Below are 17,878 nucleotides of genomic sequence, written 5' to 3' on the forward strand. Positions count from 1 at the left end.
CCTGCAGGCGACGCCGAAGATGTCGACCGTCGAGCGCGCGGGCTTAATGAACCGCGCGGCCCTTGCGTCCCTGCGCAGGCGTCTCGTCAGGCGCGCCGAAATGCGAGAAGTACCGCGAATCGATGGCTTCGAGCGGCAGCACGATCAGCACGTCCGTCGTGCCGAACTGCTTGTCCACCACCGCACCGTCGCCGATATAGCAGCCGAGGCGAAGATACCCCTTGATGAGCGGCGGCATGCCCTTGAGCGCCTCCTTCGGGTTGATCTCCTCCTTCGGGATCATGTTCATGTCGACCTTGATGTCGGGGTGCGCGGAAACGAGCCATTCATCCGGCGCGCGCGAGAAATGATGCAGGAAGGAGAGCGCCAGGGCGTGTTCCTTCGGATCGGTGCCGGGAAAGCTCGCGCAGCCGATCATGACGTTGGCGCGCTGCTCGCGGATGTAGTTCCAGAGGCCCTGCCAGAGGAGTTCCACCGTGCGCTTGTTGCGGTACGGTTTCAGCACGCAGGAGCGGCCGAGTTCCATGAATGTGTGCGTTGCGCGCTTCTTCTCGATGAGGGGCGCGATATCGTATTCACCCTGCGTGTAGAAGCCCTGATTTTTCTCGGCGACGTCCTGAAGGAGCACGCGATAGGTGCCGACCACCTTCGACCGCTTCGGCCATGGCCGCTTCGCGGCGCGTTCCACCGCCTTGTCGACGACCAGCAGGTGATCGCAAATCGGATCGTATTGATCCGCGTCGCGCTTCTTGATGCGGGTCCGCGCATCCGCGATGGCTGCCATCTCCTTGTAGAAGACTTCGAAACGCAGCCGCTGCGCCTTCTTGATATCCGCCACCGAGCGCGCGAGGCGCACTTCGAGATTTCCGATCTTGCCGTAAATCCGCTTCGGCTTCCTGAGCGGAAAGATCGGGAAACGCCGCCGACGCTTCGCCGCGAGCCGGAGGAATGACAGGGGCTTCGATCTGAACGAAGGCAGTCCGCCAGACCGGCCGTTGGAGGGTATGCGCATGAAACCTCTTTGTGTCAGTCACGGCATGAACTGCCGTTCCCATCCCGTGGAAGCGGACTTGAAGTTCCACCATCCGGCACGCAACCGCCTGGAAACTCCAAATTCCGAAACCACATCAGAAACGTAGGCTTTGCTGGTGCCGTCCGAAATCCGTAGCCGCTCGGAAGCCCGCCGCGACGTCCGGCGAACTCCGTAATCGGGAGACTAGCTTCTGGCACGAAATTCTGCCATCGCTAAAAAGGAATATTAAGGCATTGCCATGTCGCCGCAAGATGCACTGTGAAGCATCTGCTGGAGCGGCGTGTGAGTTTTCCCGCACCCGCGGTCCGGTTCCGGATCGCCACCCATCGGAGGATTAATGAAGCGCATCGAAAATGCTCTTGAATCAGGGATTTTTGCAAGCCGCTGGCTGCTCGCGCCGTTCTATATTGGCCTCGTCCTGTCGCTGGCGCTGCTACTCGTGACCTTCGTTCGCGAGTTTTTCGAATTCGTGCCCGAAGCGCTGCATGCGAAGACGAGCAACGTCATCGTGATGGTTCTCTCACTCGTCGACATTGTGATGGTCGCCAATCTCGTGCTCATCATTGTGTTCGCGGGTTACGAGATTTTCGTGTCGAAGATGCACATCACCGACCATGAGGATCGGCCGGACTGGATGGGGCATATCACCTTCTCCGATCTCAAGATCAAGCTCATGGGCACGATCGTCGCCATCTCCGGCATCGAGCTTTTGAAGACATTCGTGAACCTCAAGAACGTCAATCAGGAAGAGATCATCTGGCGGCTCGTGCTGCATCTGACATTCGTTGTCTCGGGTGTACTTTTCGCGCTGATGGACCGTTTTTCGGAAGCGCATCACGCGGTGGAGGAGGCAGAGGACAAGAAGCCCGGCTCTCATTGACGGGAAGCGGGCGCGACGGCTCTTACAGAATGCTCGCGCCTATCATTCTAAGGAGACCTTGTCCGGAGCCTGAAGATGTGCGATATGACGTCCATGGAAATCACAATGGCCATGTCTGACGCGCATTCTTCGGGCTTCGGGGCTTATGCCTCGGCCTGCGCCAGTGCACGCATGCGCCCCGCGACGAGCGGCCTCCTTCTCCTTATCTGCCCCTGAGCGCTGACGGTCCGGCGAACGGGCGAGCGCTTGGGGGTTAAAGCCCGGGCGCTCCATTAGAGGTCTTGCCCGGTTTGTGATATGCTCCACACATCCAGGTAAGGACTCCTTCAAATGACCGTTTCCAATTCCCCCGCTTCCGCAGACGCGTCCGTCGCCCGCTCCGAAAAAGACCGCATCCTGATCTTCGACACAACGCTGCGCGATGGCGAGCAGTGTCCCGGCGCGACTATGAACTTCGAAGAGAAGATGCAGGTCGCCGAAATCCTCGACGAAATGGGCGTCGACATCATCGAGGCGGGCTTTCCCGCCGCGTCGGTGGGCGACTTCGAATCCGTGGCCGAGATCGCGAAGCGCTCGAAGAATGCCGTGATCGCCGGATTGGCGCGCGCCAATCCAAAAGACATCGACCGCGCGGGCGAGGCCGTGCGTCACGCGAAGCGCGGCCGCATTCACACCTTCATCGGCACCTCGCCGCTGCACCGGCAATACCAGCTGCAGATGAGCGCCGAGCAGGTGTTCGATGCGGTCGTATCGTCCGTTACCCGCGCGCGCAACCTGGTCGACGATGTCGAATGGTCGGCGATGGACGCGACGCGCACCGAACCCGACTATCTGTGCCGCGTGGTGGAAGCCGCCATCAAGGCGGGCGCGACCACCATCAACATCCCCGACACGGTCGGCTATACGGTGCCTGACGAGTTCGTCGACATCATCACGATGCTGAAGGAGCGCGTTCCAGGCGCGGACGACGTGATATTCTCCACGCATTGCCATAACGATCTGGGCCTGGCCGTCGCGAACAGCCTGGCGGGCGTGAAGGCAGGGGCGCGGCAGATCGAATGCACGATCAACGGCCTGGGCGAGCGCGCCGGCAACGCGGCGCTGGAAGAGGTCGTGATGGCGATCAGGACGCGCAACGACGTCATGCCCTACTGGACCAACATCGACACCACGATGATCGCGCGCGCCTCGCGCCTCGTCTCGGCCGTCACCGCGTTCCCGGTGCAGTATAACAAGGCCATCGTGGGCAAGAACGCGTTCGCCCATGAGTCCGGCATCCATCAGGACGGCGTGCTGAAAAACGCCTCGACCTACGAAATCATGACGCCGGAGAGCGTCGGCGTGCGCGCAAGCTCGCTCGTCATGGGCAAGCATTCGGGGCGCCATGCCTTCCGCGAAAAGCTGCGCGATCTGGGCTACGAATTGGGCGACAACGCCTTCGAGGATGCCTTCGTGCGCTTCAAGGCGCTGGCCGACCGCAAGAAGCATGTCTACGATGAGGACATCGAAGCGCTGGTCGATCAGGAAATCGCGCAGGCAAACGACCGCGTGAAGGTCGTGGCCCTGACCGTCATCGCCGGCACGAGCGGCCCGCAGAAGGCGACGATCACGCTCGAAGTCAATGGCAAGCAGGAAACGGCGGAAGCGACGGGCGACGGGCCGGTCGACGCCACATTCAATGCGATCAAGACCATCGTTCCCCATGACGCGCGGCTGCCGCTGTATCAGGTGCATGCGGTGACCGAGGGCACCGACGCGCAGGCCGAAGTGAGCGTTCGGCTGGAGGAAAGCGGCAAGACCGTCACCGGGCGCGGCTCCGATACCGATACGATGGTCGCCTCGGCGCGCGCCTATGTCTCGGCGCTGAACAAGCTCGCCATCAAGCGCGACCGCGTGCATGCGCAGTCCGGCGGCACGGCGGCCTAGATCGGGCGCGTTGGTCGGCATCGATATGACGCAGACAAGCCGATCGGCAACGCAGACCTCCAGCGTCCTGCTGCGTCTGATTTGAGGTTTGATGCTGCAAGTCGCCGGTCGACCGAAGTGAGAGCGCGGCAGCTTCGAGCCGCGCAGAAATCGAGCCGGGACCGGGCACAAAGCCGCGTCCCGGCTGTTCGTCCTCCGCTGTAACAGGTAAAGGAGGACTTGCCCGATGCTCGTAAGACGGTTGACCGCAACGCTCATCGCCGCCTTGTGCGTGACCGCGCTGGCCATCCAGCTTTATATTGCGGTCGAGTACGCCCATCCTTCCGGCCACAGCGTCGGCGGCGCGATCCTCAACTACTTCAGCTATTTCACGATCCTGACAAATCTCGCCATCGCGACCGCTCTCGTCGCAACCGCCGCGAACGCGTCCGACGCGCGCATCTGGAACAGGCCGTCAGCAAATACCGCGCTCGCCGTCTACATCATAGTGGTCGCCACCGTTTATGCTGCACTCCTGCGTCATCTGTACGCGCCATCGGGCATCGAATTTCTGGCCGAGCGAACGCTTCATTTCGTCGTTCCGGCTCTTTTCGCCGGATACTGGATTCTCCTTGTTCCCAAGGGGACGCTTCGGCTGAAGGATCAGTTGCCCTGGCTCCTGCCTCCCGCAGCTTTCTTCGTCTGGACGCTCGTTCACGGAGCTTTGACGGGCTTCTATCCCTACCCGTTCCTGAACGTGGCGGAGCGCGGTTACCCCAGCGTGTTATGGAGCGGGTTATTGTTTTCGGCGCTTTTTCTGGCGCTGGGAACCGTCCTCATCATAGTCGACTGGCTGCTCGGCTCGCTTCAGAGCCGCTGGCAGGGGGAGATCCCGACAGCGTAACGACCGCGCGCACACCGAATTGTAACTCCTGCGGCCCTATGAACCATATAGAGAACCCTTTTGTTAAGGCGTCCCCTGATTTGCCGTGTGCGTTCGATCCGACGCCGCGTCTTCGCTCACGACGCCAAAAACGGAAAAAGGCTTACAATGATGCGTCGAGCTGCGGCTGGGGGGGCCGGTCCCGTGAATAATTCGCTCCGTAAGACCTTCGGCGGTTACCTTGCCCTGTGTTTATGCTCGGCCGCCGCCCTTGCACCGCTCGACGCGGCAGACGCGCGGACGCGAAATCGTTCTTACGACCGTCCGAGACAGAAGGTGGAAGCGCCTGCTCCCGCGCCCCTGAACCGCCCCCTGTTTTTCGTCGTGAATATCGGCAAGCAACGCGTCACCGCCTACTCGAACGACGGCATCTATGCGCAAGCACCGATCTCGTCGGGCTCGCGCGGCCACGCAACGCCAACCGGCATCTTCAACATCATCCAGAAGAACAAGCATCACCGCTCGAACATCTACAGCGGCGCTCCGATGCCGTTCATGCAGCGGCTGACCTGGTCAGGCGTGGCCATGCATCAGGGCGTTCTTCCGGGCTATCCGGCGAGCCATGGCTGCATCCGCCTCCCCTACGATTTCGCCAGCCGCATGTTCAGCGCGACCGAGGGGACCGAGCGGGTGATCGTGGCAAAGGGCGATGTGGTGCCTATGCCGTTTTCGCACGCGAAGCTGCCGGAACCTGCGATGTTGCAGGCCCCCGGCAACGATCATGTTGCCTCGATTTCCGACCGCATTCTTGCCAACGCGGTCAATGTCGCCGAACGGAACGGGGACGAGGCGCAAAAGATCGACGTCAAGGCAGAGACGCACGACAAGGCCGATGCAACAGACAAGCTCCTGAACCCGCGCGAATACGCGCTCGCCATGACGAAGATCGCAGCGAAGAGCGCTGAAGATGCCGAACGCGCTGCAAGTCCCGCCCGCCGCGCGGTGGAAGCGCGCGTGCAGGAACAGCGCATTGCGGCGACAGACCTTCGCAACGCGCAAATCGCGTTATCCGTGGCCAAGGGCCGCCTCGACGCGGCTGACAAGCGCCTGAGCCGCTTGGGAGACAACGAGCCCAAGCGCGCCGAAGCTGAAGCTGCAAAAGCCGAAGCCGAAACGAAGGTGAAAGAGGCTCAGACTCAGGTCGAGGCCGCGGAGCGTGCCAAGGCGGATAAGGATGGAGCCGCAGCCGAGGCACTGAAGGCGTTCCGTCAGCTCGACGTCTCCCGGTCGCAGGCGGCCAACGGCACACTGTTCTGGAAGCGCAGGCTCGCGCCGGTTTCGGTCTTCATCAGCCGGAAGAACCAGCGGCTTTACGTTCGCCAGAACTACATCAAGGTGTTCGATGTGCCGATTACCATCCGCGAACCCGGCAAGCCGCTCGGCACACACCTTTACATGGCCATGCAGCCCGCGAAAGGTAGCGCGGACAAGGCACCCAAGCTTCGCTGGCTTTCCATGACGCTCACGGAACCGAGCGAAGACCTTGTCGAGTCACGTTCCCGTCGCCGCAAGGGTGAGGAAGAACAGCAGCGTTCCGCCCCGAACGTATCCGCCTCGGCCGCGCTCGACCGCATCGAGATCCCGGAGGAGGTGGAAGAAAAGATTTCGGAGATGCTCTGGTCCGGCGGTTCCATCATCGTCTCGGATTCAGGGATCAGCAACGAAACCGGCGAATATACGGATTTCGTCATCCTCACGCGCTGACGCGTCCTGCCGACATCGCGCATCCATCGAAAGCCGCGTTCACAACGCGGCTTTTTGCGTGCCGGCGATTCCTTGCCCGAAAGCGACCACACACCGCAAACTTCGGTTGCCATGTCTATTAAAATTATCGACTATATCGAATATTTTGGAGGGGGGCTTCATGTCAGGTTCTTTACTACCGCTGCCGGATGGAACGCATACCGTCGTACTGGGGGTTGGCGATGTGAACGGCGTCATGCGCGGCAAGCGCATTCCCGCCAGCAACTGGGCGACGACTTGCGAAGACGGCAACGCCACCTGTGCGGCCATTTTCGCGCTCGACATGACGAGCGACATCTGGGACACGCCCTTCTGCTCGTTCGATAATGGCTACCCGGACGTGCATCTTTTTCCGCTGGCCGCACCGGTGGCGGTGCCATGGGAACCGGGCGTCGCCATCACGGTCGGCCGCGCCGAAACCGTCGATCACAAGCCCGTGCCGATCGACCCCCGCGTCGCCCTCCTCACCCAGGTCGAGCGCGCAGCGCGGCTTGGACTGACCATAGAGGTGGGAACCGAACTCGAATTCTACCTTCTCGATCCCGAGACGAAACGACCGAAGGACAAGGGCATCTCGGTTTACGGCATCGGCCGCTCGGCGCAATTCGAGCCCGTTCTCGGTCCGATCCGCAAGTATCTCGAAGCGCTCGGCATCCCGATCGAGCAGTCGAACCCGGAATATGCGCCCGGTCAGGTGGAAGTGAACATTCGCCACGCCGATGCGCTCACCGGAGCGGACCGGGTGGTGCTGTTCAGGACCGCGATCAAGGAAATCGCCGCGCGCCACGGCTATATCGCCACCTTCATGGCCAAGCCCTTTATCGACCAGTCGGGCAGCGGCTTCCACGCGCACTATTCGGTCTGGCGGGAGGGAGTGAACCTGTTCGCCGATGGAGGCCGCCTGTCCAGGTTCGGCCGCTCATTTCTCGCCGGGCTGGAGCGCCGCATCGCTGAATCCGCGCTCGCCGTATCGACCACGCCCAATGCCTTCCGGCGGCGGCGTCCCTACACCTTCTGTCCAACCAATGTCAGTTGGGGCTACGACAATCGAACGGTTGCGTTCCGGGTCATTGAGGGCAAGGATCATCAGGTCCGCATCGAGAAGCGGGACGGCTCGGCCGACGCCAACCCCTATTACCTGCTCGCCGCAGATATCGCCGCAGGGCTCGACGGCATTGAGGAGGGGCTGGAACTGACAAGCGCTCCGGTTGCGACCAACGCTTATGAGCAGCCCGACCTGCCGCCGCTCCCGCGCGATCTGCCGACCGCGATTGCGCTCGCCAAATCGTCGGAGTTCCTGAAGCGAGTGATCGGCGAGGATCGCCTTGCGATTCTGGTGCGTCAGGCCGAGCGTGAGATCGATTTTCTTGAGGCGCAGGTGACGCCGGTCGAGACAGAGCGATATCTCGTCAATTTCTAGATCGGCCCGCGTAAAATCGGACGCGATTTGACGGAGACAAGGTGATCGACATTTGAACGCAAGCGTCGAGCCGCATCCGATGTGCGGCACGACGCGATTCGGGCCGGTGTGCCAGAGAACATCGCGCCGGGCGTATCGCAAAGAGCCTCGCGGCACATATATAGGAATAAAAGGTAGTTATAGCCGAAGACCCTCGCGAGGCGCGCATGAAACTCTCGCTCGACCGGAAGGAAAAGCGGCCCATCCCAAGCCAGGCCGGACGGATCGCCGTCGTCACCGGGGCGAGTTCCGGCATCGGCCTTTACACCGCGCTCGGCCTCGCCAAGGCGGGCGCGAAGGTCGTTCTAGTCTGCCGCAGCCAGGCGCGCGGCGACGATGCGAAGCGGCTGATCGCGCGGCAAAGCGGAGGCAACGAACCGGATGTCGTGCTCGCGAATTTCGCCAGCCTGAAATCCGTCGACAACGCGGCCCAGCGGATCGCCGACGTCTATAACGAAATCCACATCCTCGTGAACAATGTCGGCGCATTCGCGCCGGTCCGTGAGCTGACGGTCGACGGCTACGAAATGACCTTCGCGGTAAACCATCTCGCGCCGTTCCTGTTCACGAACAGGCTTGTTCCAGCGCTCGCGGGCAGCGGCGAGGAACGGCGCAAGGCGCGCATCGTGACCGTTGCATCGAACGCCTCGAACCGCGCGTCCATCGACTTCGGCGACCTTCAGTCCAGCCGGCGCTACAGTGTGTTCGGTGCCTATGCGCAGTCCAAGCTCGCAAACGTCCTCTTCACGGTGGAACTGGCCCGCCGTCTGCCGCCGAAGCCCGTCACGGCGAACTGCCTGCATCCGGGCGTCGTCGGCACCGGCATCGGCAATGTCGGCGGCGTCATGGGCGCGGCCTGGTCGCTTCTGAAGCCTCTGGTACTCACACCCGAGCAGGGCGCGGAAAACTCGTTGTACGTCGCGACCGCGACGGAAATCGAAGGCAAAACCGGGCTTTACTTCGTGAAGGAGCGACCGGCGCGACCGAACCCCATCGCCGAAGACCGGCATGCCGCCCTGCGCCTCTGGACGGAGAGCGAGCGTCTTGTGGAGGCCGCGCTTGAAAAGGCGCACGCCTCGGTCTGAGCCTGTTGCATCAGCGTCATAACACCCGTGTTAATCAGCAAATACACCCATACGGGGTTGACTGCGCGAGGTGTTGAGATCATATTCGCGCCAAGCGTCAAGGCAGAATTTCAGAAATCTGCCCAAGCAGCACTTCCAGGCAGCATGGTAATCCGATGTGGGTCGCAATCTGCCCGCTAATGCGACGCTGGATACTAGTGCCTGACGCATGCTGTCATCGATCTGCATTGTGCGGATGATACTCACCGAACCCATGATGACGTGGTTCCAAAAACCCAACGGGATATGACTTTTAAAGACCTTAAGCTCAGCGACAAAGTGCTGGCTGCCATCGAGGCAGCAGGGTATACCACACCCACCCCAATTCAAGCCCAGGCAATCCCCTTCGCCCTAGAGGGCCGCGATGTCGTCGGCATCGCCCAGACGGGAACTGGCAAGACGGCCTCCTTCGTTCTACCGCTGCTGACCATGCTCGAACAGGGGCGCGCTCGCGCCCGCATGCCGCGCTCGCTCATCCTTGAGCCGACGCGCGAACTGGCCGCCCAGGTGGCCGAAGCCTTCGAGACGCTCGGTTCGCAGCACAAGTTCACCGTCGCGCTTCTCATCGGCGGCGTGTCCTTCGACGATCAGGAAAAGAAGCTCGAACGCGGTGCGGACATTCTCATCGCGACGCCGGGCCGCCTTCTCGATCACTTCGGACGCGGCAAGCTTCTCATGAACGCGGTCGATTACCTCGTCATCGACGAAGCGGATCGCATGCTCGACATGGGCTTCATCCCCGACATCGAGCGTATCTGCAAGCTGCTTCCGCCCTCGCGTCAAACGCTCTTCTTCTCGGCGACGATGCCGCCGGAAATCCAGAAGCTGACCGACCAGTTCCTCAAGAACCCCGAGCAGGTTCGCGTCAGCGCCCCGTCCACTGCGGCGAAGAACATCACGCAGAAACTGAAGTTCTCCCCCTCCGATTCCAAGACGAAGCGCCACGTCCTCCGCGAGCTGATGCGGTCCGAGGCGGCAACGATCCAGAACGCGATCATCTTCTGCAATCGCAAGCGCGACGTCGCGGTTCTTCATAAATCCCTCGTCAAACACGGCTTCAACGCGGGCGCCCTTCACGGCGATCTCGACCAGCGTCAGCGCATGGCGACGCTCGAAGCCTTCCGCAAGGGCGAAATCACCTATCTCGCGGCGTCCGACGTCGCCGCCCGCGGCCTCGACATCCCCGAAGTGAGCCATGTGTTCAACTTCGATGTGCCGATCAGCCCCGAGGACTATGTGCATCGCATCGGCCGCACGGGCCGCGCGGGTCGCGACGGCTACGCCGCCATGATCGTCACACCGAAGGAGATGAAGGGCCTGCGCGCCATCGAAAGTCTCTGCAAGGCGAAGATCGAATGGATCGACGGCGAACCTTCGACAGAGAACCTCGCCGCGACAGACTTCAGCGAACGCCGCGAGCGGTCTCGCCGGGGCGAACGTGGCGGTGCCGGACGCGGCCGGAGCAAGGAAGCCGCGGTCGCAGCGGCCGAGCCTCGCGAAACTGCGGAAGTGCGTCCGATCCGTCAGGGTGCAGCAGCGCCCGCCGGCGACGTCCGCCCCGCGCGCACCGCTGCCACGGCTGAGCGCCCCGCACGCAACCGCCGCAACGGCGACGGTTCGAGCGTATCGCGCTATCATCGCGAACTTCTGCCGCCCGCAACGTCTGCGCCGGTTGTCGGCCTTGGCGATCATGTGCCGGCCTTCCTGATGCGTCCGGTGCGCGTTGCAAGTTAAGTGAAGCCGCGTTCGCGCGAAAGCAGCCGAGCGCGGAGCGATCAAGACACGGCTTGAAGCGAACGTTTGCCAAGCGAACGGAGCTTTGAGCCCTCGCAGATGGTGAGAGCGCCCTTCTTCGGAGGGCGTTTTTGTTTCGGGACGCGTAGGCGCGCCGCAACGATGCGCCAGCCCGACGCGCCCCCGTCCGGAACGACACGCTGCGGTCGATTACCGCTCCCTCTGAAGTAATCAGTGCGCGAGGCCCGAAATCTGCCTTTTCGAGGCCGGGTTCGCCGCGATTCACTCGCCCGCCGACAATTTCCGACGAACGCCCCACCGCGCGAGAATGCCTTCGATCTCGGCTGCGACAAAATGCCTGGCTGCCGCTCGGTCATAGCCATCATGCAGCAGCGCGTCGTAATCCGTGAAATTATGGCGCACGAATGCGACCATCGACAGCCAGGCCGCCGTTTCCGGCGACGCTTTCGCAAGCCCCATACTGTCCATCGCGTGATCGGCTATGGCATTGAATTCAAAGGCGGGAATTTTCGGAGCAAGGCGCGTCAGCGCGTCTTGGACTTCTCTTCGCGATGCCATGCGAGCCTCGTCCGGCGGCGAGCGTTCAAACGCTTTTCGCACGAACGGCACGAAAGTGCATCATCACCCTTCACAGAATTGACACGCGCATGTAGTATCCGCGTCTGTGTATAGAGCGACGTACGTGCGAGCGTGGCCCCGACTTAACGGCAATCGTTGAGGTAAGGTGAACGTGACAGCTTTCGCAGCGACCTCTTTAGGGTCTCCGCCGGACAGCTTTCCGGCTCTCGTGCTCAACGCGGATTTCCAACCGCTGAGCTACTATCCTCTGTCCCTCTGGAATTGGCAAGAGACGATCAAGGCCGTTTTTCTTGATCGCGTCAACATCGTCTCCTTCTACGACAAGGTTGTCCGCAGCCCGAACGCGGAAATCAGGCTACCCAGCGTCGTTTCGCTGAAAACCTTTGTGAAGCCAGCGCTTTACCCGGCATTCACGCGCTTTAATGTCTTCCTGCGCGACAAGTTTCAATGCCAGTATTGCGGTTCTCCCCATGATCTCACATTCGACCACGTCATCCCGCGTTCGCGGGGCGGCCAGACGCGCTGGGACAACGTCACCGCCGCCTGCGCGCCATGCAATCTGAAAAAGGGCGGCCAGATGCCCGCCAAGGCGAAGATGTTCCCCGCGCTGAAGCCTTATCGGCCCACGGTCCATGAGCTTCATCGCAATGGGCGCTTCTTCCCGCCGAACTATCTGCATCAAAGCTGGCTCGACTATCTGTATTGGGACGTCGAACTGGAACCATGAGCGGGAGATACCGCTGAGCGCTTAAGGCCGCCACAAGGCGGCCTTTTCATGTCGGCCCGCCCTTGGGCGAGCGCCCCCGCAGAAACCTCCCCACAGCGTCGTGCGGCAAATCAGACGCGGCAAATCAGACGCGGAACGACGCTGCTGGTCTTGGTTTTCAATCGGCTTCTCCGCGTGTCCGATTTTGACGCATGCCGCCTCTGGACGCCCCCTGACGCGCCTTGGCTCTGGCTCGCGCCATGCCCTGCAAACCGAGGTTCACGCCTCAAGCTGTCTGGCCAAAGTATTTCTGATTCTTTAAATCAGGTTTCACGCCAGTTCCGCCCTCTATCGTGCCCTTTCATTCGGTTGAAGGAGCATTGGAATGACGGGGCAGCTTGTTTTTGCGTTCTTCGTTCTCTCGGCGATGGCGTTTGCGTCGCCGGGGTTTTCACAGGCACAGCAGACCGAGCCGGAAAGCCCCGTTGAGACGCCTCAGGACCACGCCGCTGGAGCAGGCGTCGACGCGGAGCGGCCGGCGATAGAGCGTCTCGCCCCCGAGGAGCGTCACGACGTCGAGGCGACTGCAACGCCGGCTCAGGTCACGCCACAGGCCGAGGCTATGAAAAAAGCGCTTCTGGCGCTCGCAGCCGGAGGCAACGAGGAGGAGCGCAACGAGCATGCGGCCCTGTTGTCGTTTTACGAGACCCGTCGCTTCGCCCCGCTCTGGCTCGACATGTCGGGCGTGCCCACGCCGAAAGCCACGAGCGCCATGGCAGAAATTGCCCGCGCCGACGATTACGGCCTCGATCCGCGCGACTTCACGCTTCCCGCCGGGCTCGATCAACGCGCGCAAACGGCCGCCGCGCGCGTCGGAGATCAGAAGCCGGAGACCGTCGCCTCCGACGAAATCGCCATCTCGCGCGCGGTGCTGAAATATGGGCGCTTTGCTCGGGGCGGTCGCATCATCAATCCTTCGGAACAGCTCAGCTCCTATCTCGACCGGCGCCCCCAACTGCTCAAGCCCGACGTAATCCTCGAAGGCGTCGCCGCCAGCGGGGAGCCGGATGCTTATCTTCGCGGCCTTCATCCCCAGCACGCGCAATTCGACAGGCTGCGTCGGAAATATCTCGCGCTCCGCGACAGGAGCCAGAGCGCAGAAGCCAAACGCCTCCTCGCCAACATGGAGCAGTGGCGGTGGATGCCTGCCGACCTCGGCGACCTTTACGTGTGGAACAACATCCCCGAATTCATGCAGCGCGTGGTCAAGAACGGCGAGGTCGTCCGCAAGGAACGCATCGTCACGGGCCAGCTCGACAAGCAGACCCCGATCTTCACGCGTACACTGAAGAAGATCACTTTCAAGCCGACCTGGATCGTGCCGGAATCCATCAAGGTGCGGGAGATCCTGCCGAGCCTTCAGCGCGGCGGCGGAATGATGCGCGAATGGCAGCTTGAACTTCGCGACAAGAACGGACAGACGGTCGATTGGCGGCGCATCAACTGGTACCGGACCGACATCCGCATCTTCAACGTGGTGCAGGAGAACGGCCCCAAGAGCGTGATGGGCAAGGTGAAGTTCTCCTTCCCGAGCCAGCACACCGTCTTCATGCATGACGCCTATCCGCCCGACAAGTGGATGTTCAACAAGGCGCGGCGCACATACAGTCACGGCTGCATGCGCGTGCAAAATCCGATCGGTCTCGCGGAGATCCTGCTGAAGGAAGACAAGGGGCTCGAAGCGGCGCAGGTGCGCGAGGCGGCTCGCTCCGGCCGAAACGACAACGAGTTCGAGATCGAGCGGCGCATCCCCATCCACATGACCTATTTCACGGCGCTTGTGGACGATGACGGCAAGCTCCACACTTTCCCCGATGTTTACGGCCACGAGCGGCGCATTACGCTGGCGCTCGAAGGAAAGTGGTCGCAAATCTCCCGAGGCAAGGATCACCTCGCACCGGTGGAGCTTGATATGGCGTCCGCTCAGCGTCGCAACCGTTACGCGGAGGACGATGCGGCCGATGCGCCGCCACGCGTCTGGCGCAGCAATGCGAGCTTTCGGGGCGGATTTCTGGATTCGCTGTTCGGCCGCTGGTGATCGATCGTCGGCGCCTCGTTGCGTTCAAACGAAGCGGCTGCCCTAACCAGAGCGCGTCCGGAAAACTGTGACGCGGTTTTTTCAGACGCGCGACAAGACGAAAAGGCAGAGGCGCTTTCGGATACGCTCAAGATCGGATGGGGCTGTTGTCGATTTGTGTTGTCGATCAGCTTCCGCGTCAGATGTTGGCGAGTTACCGGCGGGATGAAAGACGGGCAAAGCCGTTCGCGAGAAAAATGCAGGGCGCCGCAGCCGTTTGGGAACGACCATTCACATGGCCCGAAAGCGCTCGCGAGACCGGTTCCTCTGGCGCTGATCGCCCGGGGAACCGCGCCTTCGGCTATTGAGCTGGCAACGCTTCCTCGTCGACCCCATAGAGAAACAGGCCGTGAGCGTCGGCCTTCTCCACAATGGCCTGTTGCTCGGCAAGGAGCACACCGCCAGCCGCCACCGCGATCCCCGCGAGCCCCGCCTCTGCCGCAAGTTCAACCGTCCTCGGGCCTATGGCGGGCATATCGAGGCGAAGATCCTGCCCCGGCTTGGGCGTCTTCACGAGCACGCCCTGCCTGTTCTTGAATCCCCATCGATTGAGCTCCCGACACCGCGCGAGCATGGCGTCAGTCCCTTCCGCAGCCTCCACCGCGAGAACATAGCCGCGAGCGACGACCGCGCCCTGCCCGATATCGTACTTGCCCAGCGCGCGGGCGACCCGGAAAGCGAGGTGCATATCGGCAAGCGCCTCCGCGTCCGGAGCGCGCCCGGAGAACGTGCCAGCGGGGGCGAGCAGTCGCGGCGCGACCTCGTGTGCCGCCAGAACCTCGAAGCCGCGCGCCTCGAAAAAGCGCGCAACGCCGCGCAGCACGGAGTCGTCGCCGCCACGCAGCAGGCGCAGGAGTTCGGGCAAGTGACGCACGAAGCCGGCGTCGATCTTCAACCGGAAGAGATTGGGGCGACGCAGGCTGCCGACGAAGACGACGCGATTGCAGCCCTCGCGGCGTAACGCGCCGAGGATGCGGCCGATCTGGCCGAGGCCGGCATAGGTATGGGGAAACTGCTCGATCTCGGCGCATGCATTTCCCTGAAGGCCGACGATGTAAGGGCGTTCGCCCCGCGCCGCAGCCGCTTCGGCGACGGCAACCGGAAGCGTCCCTCCTCCAGCAACGATCCCGATGCGGGTGCCTTCGCCAGCCGCGCCGCCCTTCGCACCCTGCTCTCCAATCCCGGCCGGGACCGTCATGCCTGGGCGCGTGGCACGCAGAACGAGCGATCCGTCTTGGCCCGCATGAACGACACGATGCGTTCCACGGCCACATCGCCCTGAAACATCTTCTCGACGTCGTCAAGCCGCTCGGAAAGCGTGCCCTCAGCCGAAAAGAGCAGCCGATACGCCTTGCGTAACGAGTGGATCTGCTCGCGTTCAAAGCCCTGCCGCTTCAAACCGAGAATATTGAGCCCCGCGAGCGCCGCCCGGTTGCCGAGGACCATGCCGAAGGGGATCACATCCGCCTCCACGCCCGACATGCCGCCGACAAAGCCGTAGGCGCCGATCCGCACCCATTGATGAACGGCCGAAAGTCCCCCGAGAATGGCATAGTCTTCGACAACGACGTGGCCCGCGAGCGTCGCATTGTTCACCAGAATGACATGGTTGCCGACCTGACAATCATGCGCGACATGGCTTCCCGCGAGGAACAGACCGTGGCTGCCGACGCGCGTGACATGTCCACCGCCCGCCGTCCCGCCGTTCATGGTGACATGCTCGCGCACGATCGTGTGCGCGCCCACGAAAAGTTCGCTGCGCTCACCCTTGTATTTGACGTCTTGCGGAGGGCCGCCCAGCACCGCGAAGGGATGAATTTCGCATCCCTCGCCGATGTCGGTCACGCCCGTGATCACCGCGTGGGCATGGACCTTGACGTTCTTGCGCAGGGTGACATTCGGACCGATCACAGCGAACGGCCCGACGTCGACGCCTTCTTCAAGCGTTGCGCGCGGATCGATTGCCGCCGAGGAATGCACCAGCATCTCTGTCATGAAAACTTACGCGTTCTGAGCGCCCTTCTTCTCGTTTGGATCGACGATCATGGCGCTGATCTCGGCTTCGGCCACGAGTTGCCCGTTCACCCGGGCCTCGCCGTCGAACCGCCAGACGCGCCCGCGGTTACGCTTCTTCGTCATGTGGAAATGGACCTGATCGCCCGGGAGCACCGGCCGGCGAAAGCGCGCACGGTCGATCGACATGAAGTAGACGAGTTGGGGCTCGAAGCCGGACAGGCTCGCCATGCAAAGCGCCCCTGCCGTTTGCGCCATGCCCTCGATCAGAAGCACGCCCGGCATCACCGGGAAATTCGGGAAATGCCCCTGAAAGAACGGCTCATTGATCGTCACGTTCTTGATGCCGATCGCTGACCGATCGCCGTCCATCTCGATGATGCGGTCGACGAGAAGGAACGGGTAGCGATGGGGCAGGAGCTGGAGGATGCGGGTGATATCGGCCGTGCCGAGTTCCCTGCGTTCTTGCCGGGTTTCGCTTTCCAGTTGAGGTTCGGATGTGTTGGTCATGCTCATGACTTCTAATCGTTGGTGTCGCCCGGGGTATCGGCGCCTTTGCGCTTTGCAAGACGCTTCAGGAGCGCCACTTCACGCGCCCATGCCACGATGGGTTTGGCCGGGTAGCCTCCCCATCGTTCGCCGCGAGGGATATCGGACGCGACGCCGCTCTGCGCGCCGATTTGGGCAGCTGCTCCGATCCTGATGTGACCGACGGTTCCACACTGGCCGCCCATCGCCACGTAATCTTCGAGGACGGTGCTGCCGGAAATACCGGTCTGAGCGGCGATCACGCAATGCCGCCCGATGACGACGTTATGGGCGATCTGAACGAGATTGTCGATCTTCGTTCCCTCGCCGATGATCGTATCCCTCAGCGCGCCTCGATCAATGGTGCTGTTCGCGCCGATCTCCACGTCGTCCTGGATGATGACGCGGCCCACCTGGCGCACCTTGTAATGGCCGCCGGGGCCCATGGCAAAGCCGAAGCCGTCCTGACCGACGCGCACGCCCGCATGAATGATGACACGATTGCCGATGAGTGCATGCGTGATCGTGGCACCGGGGCCGATGAAGCCGTCACGGCCGATTGCGACGCGGTAGCCGATCACCGCGCCCGCCGCGATGCGCGTTCCCCGGCCAATCGAGGCTCCCGCGCCGATCACCGCGCCGGGCTCGACGATCGCGCCGTCCTCGATCTGTGCCGTTTCGTCGACGAGCGACGTGCCCGGAGCCACTTTCGGGGTTCCGGCGTCGGGAAAGAACAATTCGAGCGCGCGGGCGAACGCGCGATAGGGATCGCGCGCAACGAGCGGCACGACGCCGTCGGGTAGCTTGGCGACCGATTCGCGCGAGACGAAAACGGCCGCAGCCTTGGTGACCTTGAGCGCCGCGAGATATTTCCGATTGTCGAAGAATGAAACGTCGTCGGGACCGGCTTCGTCGAGCGTTCTGATCGCGACGATCTTGAGTGCACCGCGCGAGAGGAACGCTTCCGGAATCGTCGCGTCCGCATGGGCAACGAGTTCAGAGAGAGTGTAGGGCCCGGCGGGAGCCCAGAAGCCCGGATGATCCATGATGAACCTGGCCCAAAAAATTAAAAT

General features: G+C 62.3%; 15 protein-coding genes. 9 read left to right on the forward strand and 6 right to left on the reverse strand.

Features of this window, described 5'->3' with window-relative positions; all coding sequences use genetic code 11:
- Positions 1 to 43: 43 nt before the first annotated feature.
- A complete protein-coding gene (gene olsB, locus EK416_RS08020) occupies positions 44 to 1,012 on the reverse strand; it encodes a l-ornithine N(alpha)-acyltransferase (protein ID WP_127076985.1) in 969 nt (322 codons plus the stop codon).
- Positions 1,013 to 1,370: 358 nt separating this feature from the next.
- Here olsB and EK416_RS08025 point away from each other — a divergent pair, with 358 nt between their 5' ends.
- The 7 genes from EK416_RS08025 (at position 1,371) to EK416_RS08055 (ending at position 10,821) form a co-directional block, all read left to right on the forward strand.
- A complete protein-coding gene (locus tag EK416_RS08025) occupies positions 1,371 to 1,913 on the forward strand; it encodes a TIGR00645 family protein (protein WP_127076986.1) in 543 nt (180 codons plus the stop codon).
- Between the two features lie 330 nt (positions 1,914 to 2,243).
- Complete coding sequence (locus tag EK416_RS08030; RefSeq protein ID WP_127076987.1) at positions 2,244 to 3,839, forward strand: 2-isopropylmalate synthase; 1,596 nt, start codon at positions 2,244 to 2,246, stop codon at positions 3,837 to 3,839.
- Positions 3,840 to 4,065: 226 nt separating this feature from the next.
- Positions 4,066 to 4,722 carry a Pr6Pr family membrane protein gene (locus tag EK416_RS08035; RefSeq protein ID WP_127076988.1) on the forward strand — a complete coding sequence of 219 codons (657 nt, stop codon included), beginning with the start codon at positions 4,066 to 4,068 and terminating at the stop codon, positions 4,720 to 4,722.
- Between the two features lie 183 nt (positions 4,723 to 4,905).
- Positions 4,906 to 6,465 (forward strand): L,D-transpeptidase, encoded by a 1,560-nt coding sequence (locus EK416_RS08040; protein ID WP_164729921.1) that lies wholly within the window; start codon positions 4,906 to 4,908, stop codon positions 6,463 to 6,465.
- A 160-nt stretch (positions 6,466 to 6,625) separates the two neighbouring features.
- Complete coding sequence (locus tag EK416_RS08045) at positions 6,626 to 7,924, forward strand: glutamine synthetase family protein (protein WP_127076990.1); 1,299 nt, start codon at positions 6,626 to 6,628, stop codon at positions 7,922 to 7,924.
- A 206-nt stretch (positions 7,925 to 8,130) separates the two neighbouring features.
- Entirely contained in the window at positions 8,131 to 9,048 is a 918-nt protein-coding gene (locus EK416_RS08050; RefSeq protein ID WP_127076991.1) for an SDR family oxidoreductase, read from the forward strand.
- 285 nt (positions 9,049 to 9,333) lie between these two features.
- Positions 9,334 to 10,821 (forward strand): DEAD/DEAH box helicase, encoded by a 1,488-nt coding sequence (locus EK416_RS08055; protein WP_127076992.1) that lies wholly within the window; start codon positions 9,334 to 9,336, stop codon positions 10,819 to 10,821.
- 282 nt (positions 10,822 to 11,103) lie between these two features.
- Here the strand turns inward: EK416_RS08055 and EK416_RS08060 are convergent, their stop codons facing one another.
- Positions 11,104 to 11,400, reverse strand: a complete 297-nt coding sequence (locus EK416_RS08060) for a DUF2293 domain-containing protein (RefSeq protein WP_127076993.1) — start codon at positions 11,398 to 11,400, stop codon at positions 11,104 to 11,106.
- 172 nt (positions 11,401 to 11,572) lie between these two features.
- On the opposite strand from EK416_RS08060, the gene EK416_RS08065 reads away from it, so the two are divergent.
- Together EK416_RS08065 and EK416_RS08070 are read left to right on the forward strand one after the other, a co-directional pair.
- Positions 11,573 to 12,148 (forward strand): HNH endonuclease, encoded by a 576-nt coding sequence (locus EK416_RS08065; protein ID WP_127076994.1) that lies wholly within the window; start codon positions 11,573 to 11,575, stop codon positions 12,146 to 12,148.
- 364 nt (positions 12,149 to 12,512) lie between these two features.
- The gene (locus EK416_RS08070; RefSeq protein ID WP_127076995.1) at positions 12,513 to 14,225 is read left to right on the forward strand and encodes a L,D-transpeptidase scaffold domain-containing protein; all 1,713 of its coding nucleotides are present in this window, start codon (positions 12,513 to 12,515) and stop codon (positions 14,223 to 14,225) included.
- Positions 14,226 to 14,565: 340 nt separating this feature from the next.
- Here EK416_RS08070 and EK416_RS08075 read toward each other — a convergent pair whose 3' ends face one another.
- The 4 genes from EK416_RS08075 to lpxD are packed head-to-tail and all read right to left on the reverse strand — an operon-like array spanning position 14,566 to position 17,851.
- Entirely contained in the window at positions 14,566 to 15,462 is an 897-nt protein-coding gene (locus EK416_RS08075) for an LpxI family protein (protein WP_127076996.1), read from the reverse strand.
- Positions 15,459 to 16,259: an acyl-ACP--UDP-N-acetylglucosamine O-acyltransferase gene (gene lpxA / locus EK416_RS08080; RefSeq protein WP_127076997.1), complete on the reverse strand. Its 801-nt coding sequence runs from the start codon at positions 16,257 to 16,259 to the stop codon at positions 15,459 to 15,461. The genes EK416_RS08075 and lpxA overlap by 4 nt, the downstream gene beginning before the upstream one ends.
- A 6-nt stretch (positions 16,260 to 16,265) precedes the next feature.
- The gene (fabZ, locus tag EK416_RS08085; protein ID WP_127076998.1) at positions 16,266 to 16,787 is read right to left on the reverse strand and encodes a 3-hydroxyacyl-ACP dehydratase FabZ; all 522 of its coding nucleotides are present in this window, start codon (positions 16,785 to 16,787) and stop codon (positions 16,266 to 16,268) included.
- An 11-nt stretch (positions 16,788 to 16,798) separates the two neighbouring features.
- Entirely contained in the window at positions 16,799 to 17,851 is a 1,053-nt protein-coding gene (lpxD, locus tag EK416_RS08090; RefSeq protein WP_127076999.1) for a UDP-3-O-(3-hydroxymyristoyl)glucosamine N-acyltransferase, read from the reverse strand.
- Between the last annotated feature and the right edge of the window lie 27 nt (positions 17,852 to 17,878).

This window comes from Rhodomicrobium lacus (assembly GCF_003992725.1).
GTDB classification, from domain to species: domain Bacteria; phylum Pseudomonadota; class Alphaproteobacteria; order Rhizobiales; family Rhodomicrobiaceae; genus Rhodomicrobium; species Rhodomicrobium lacus.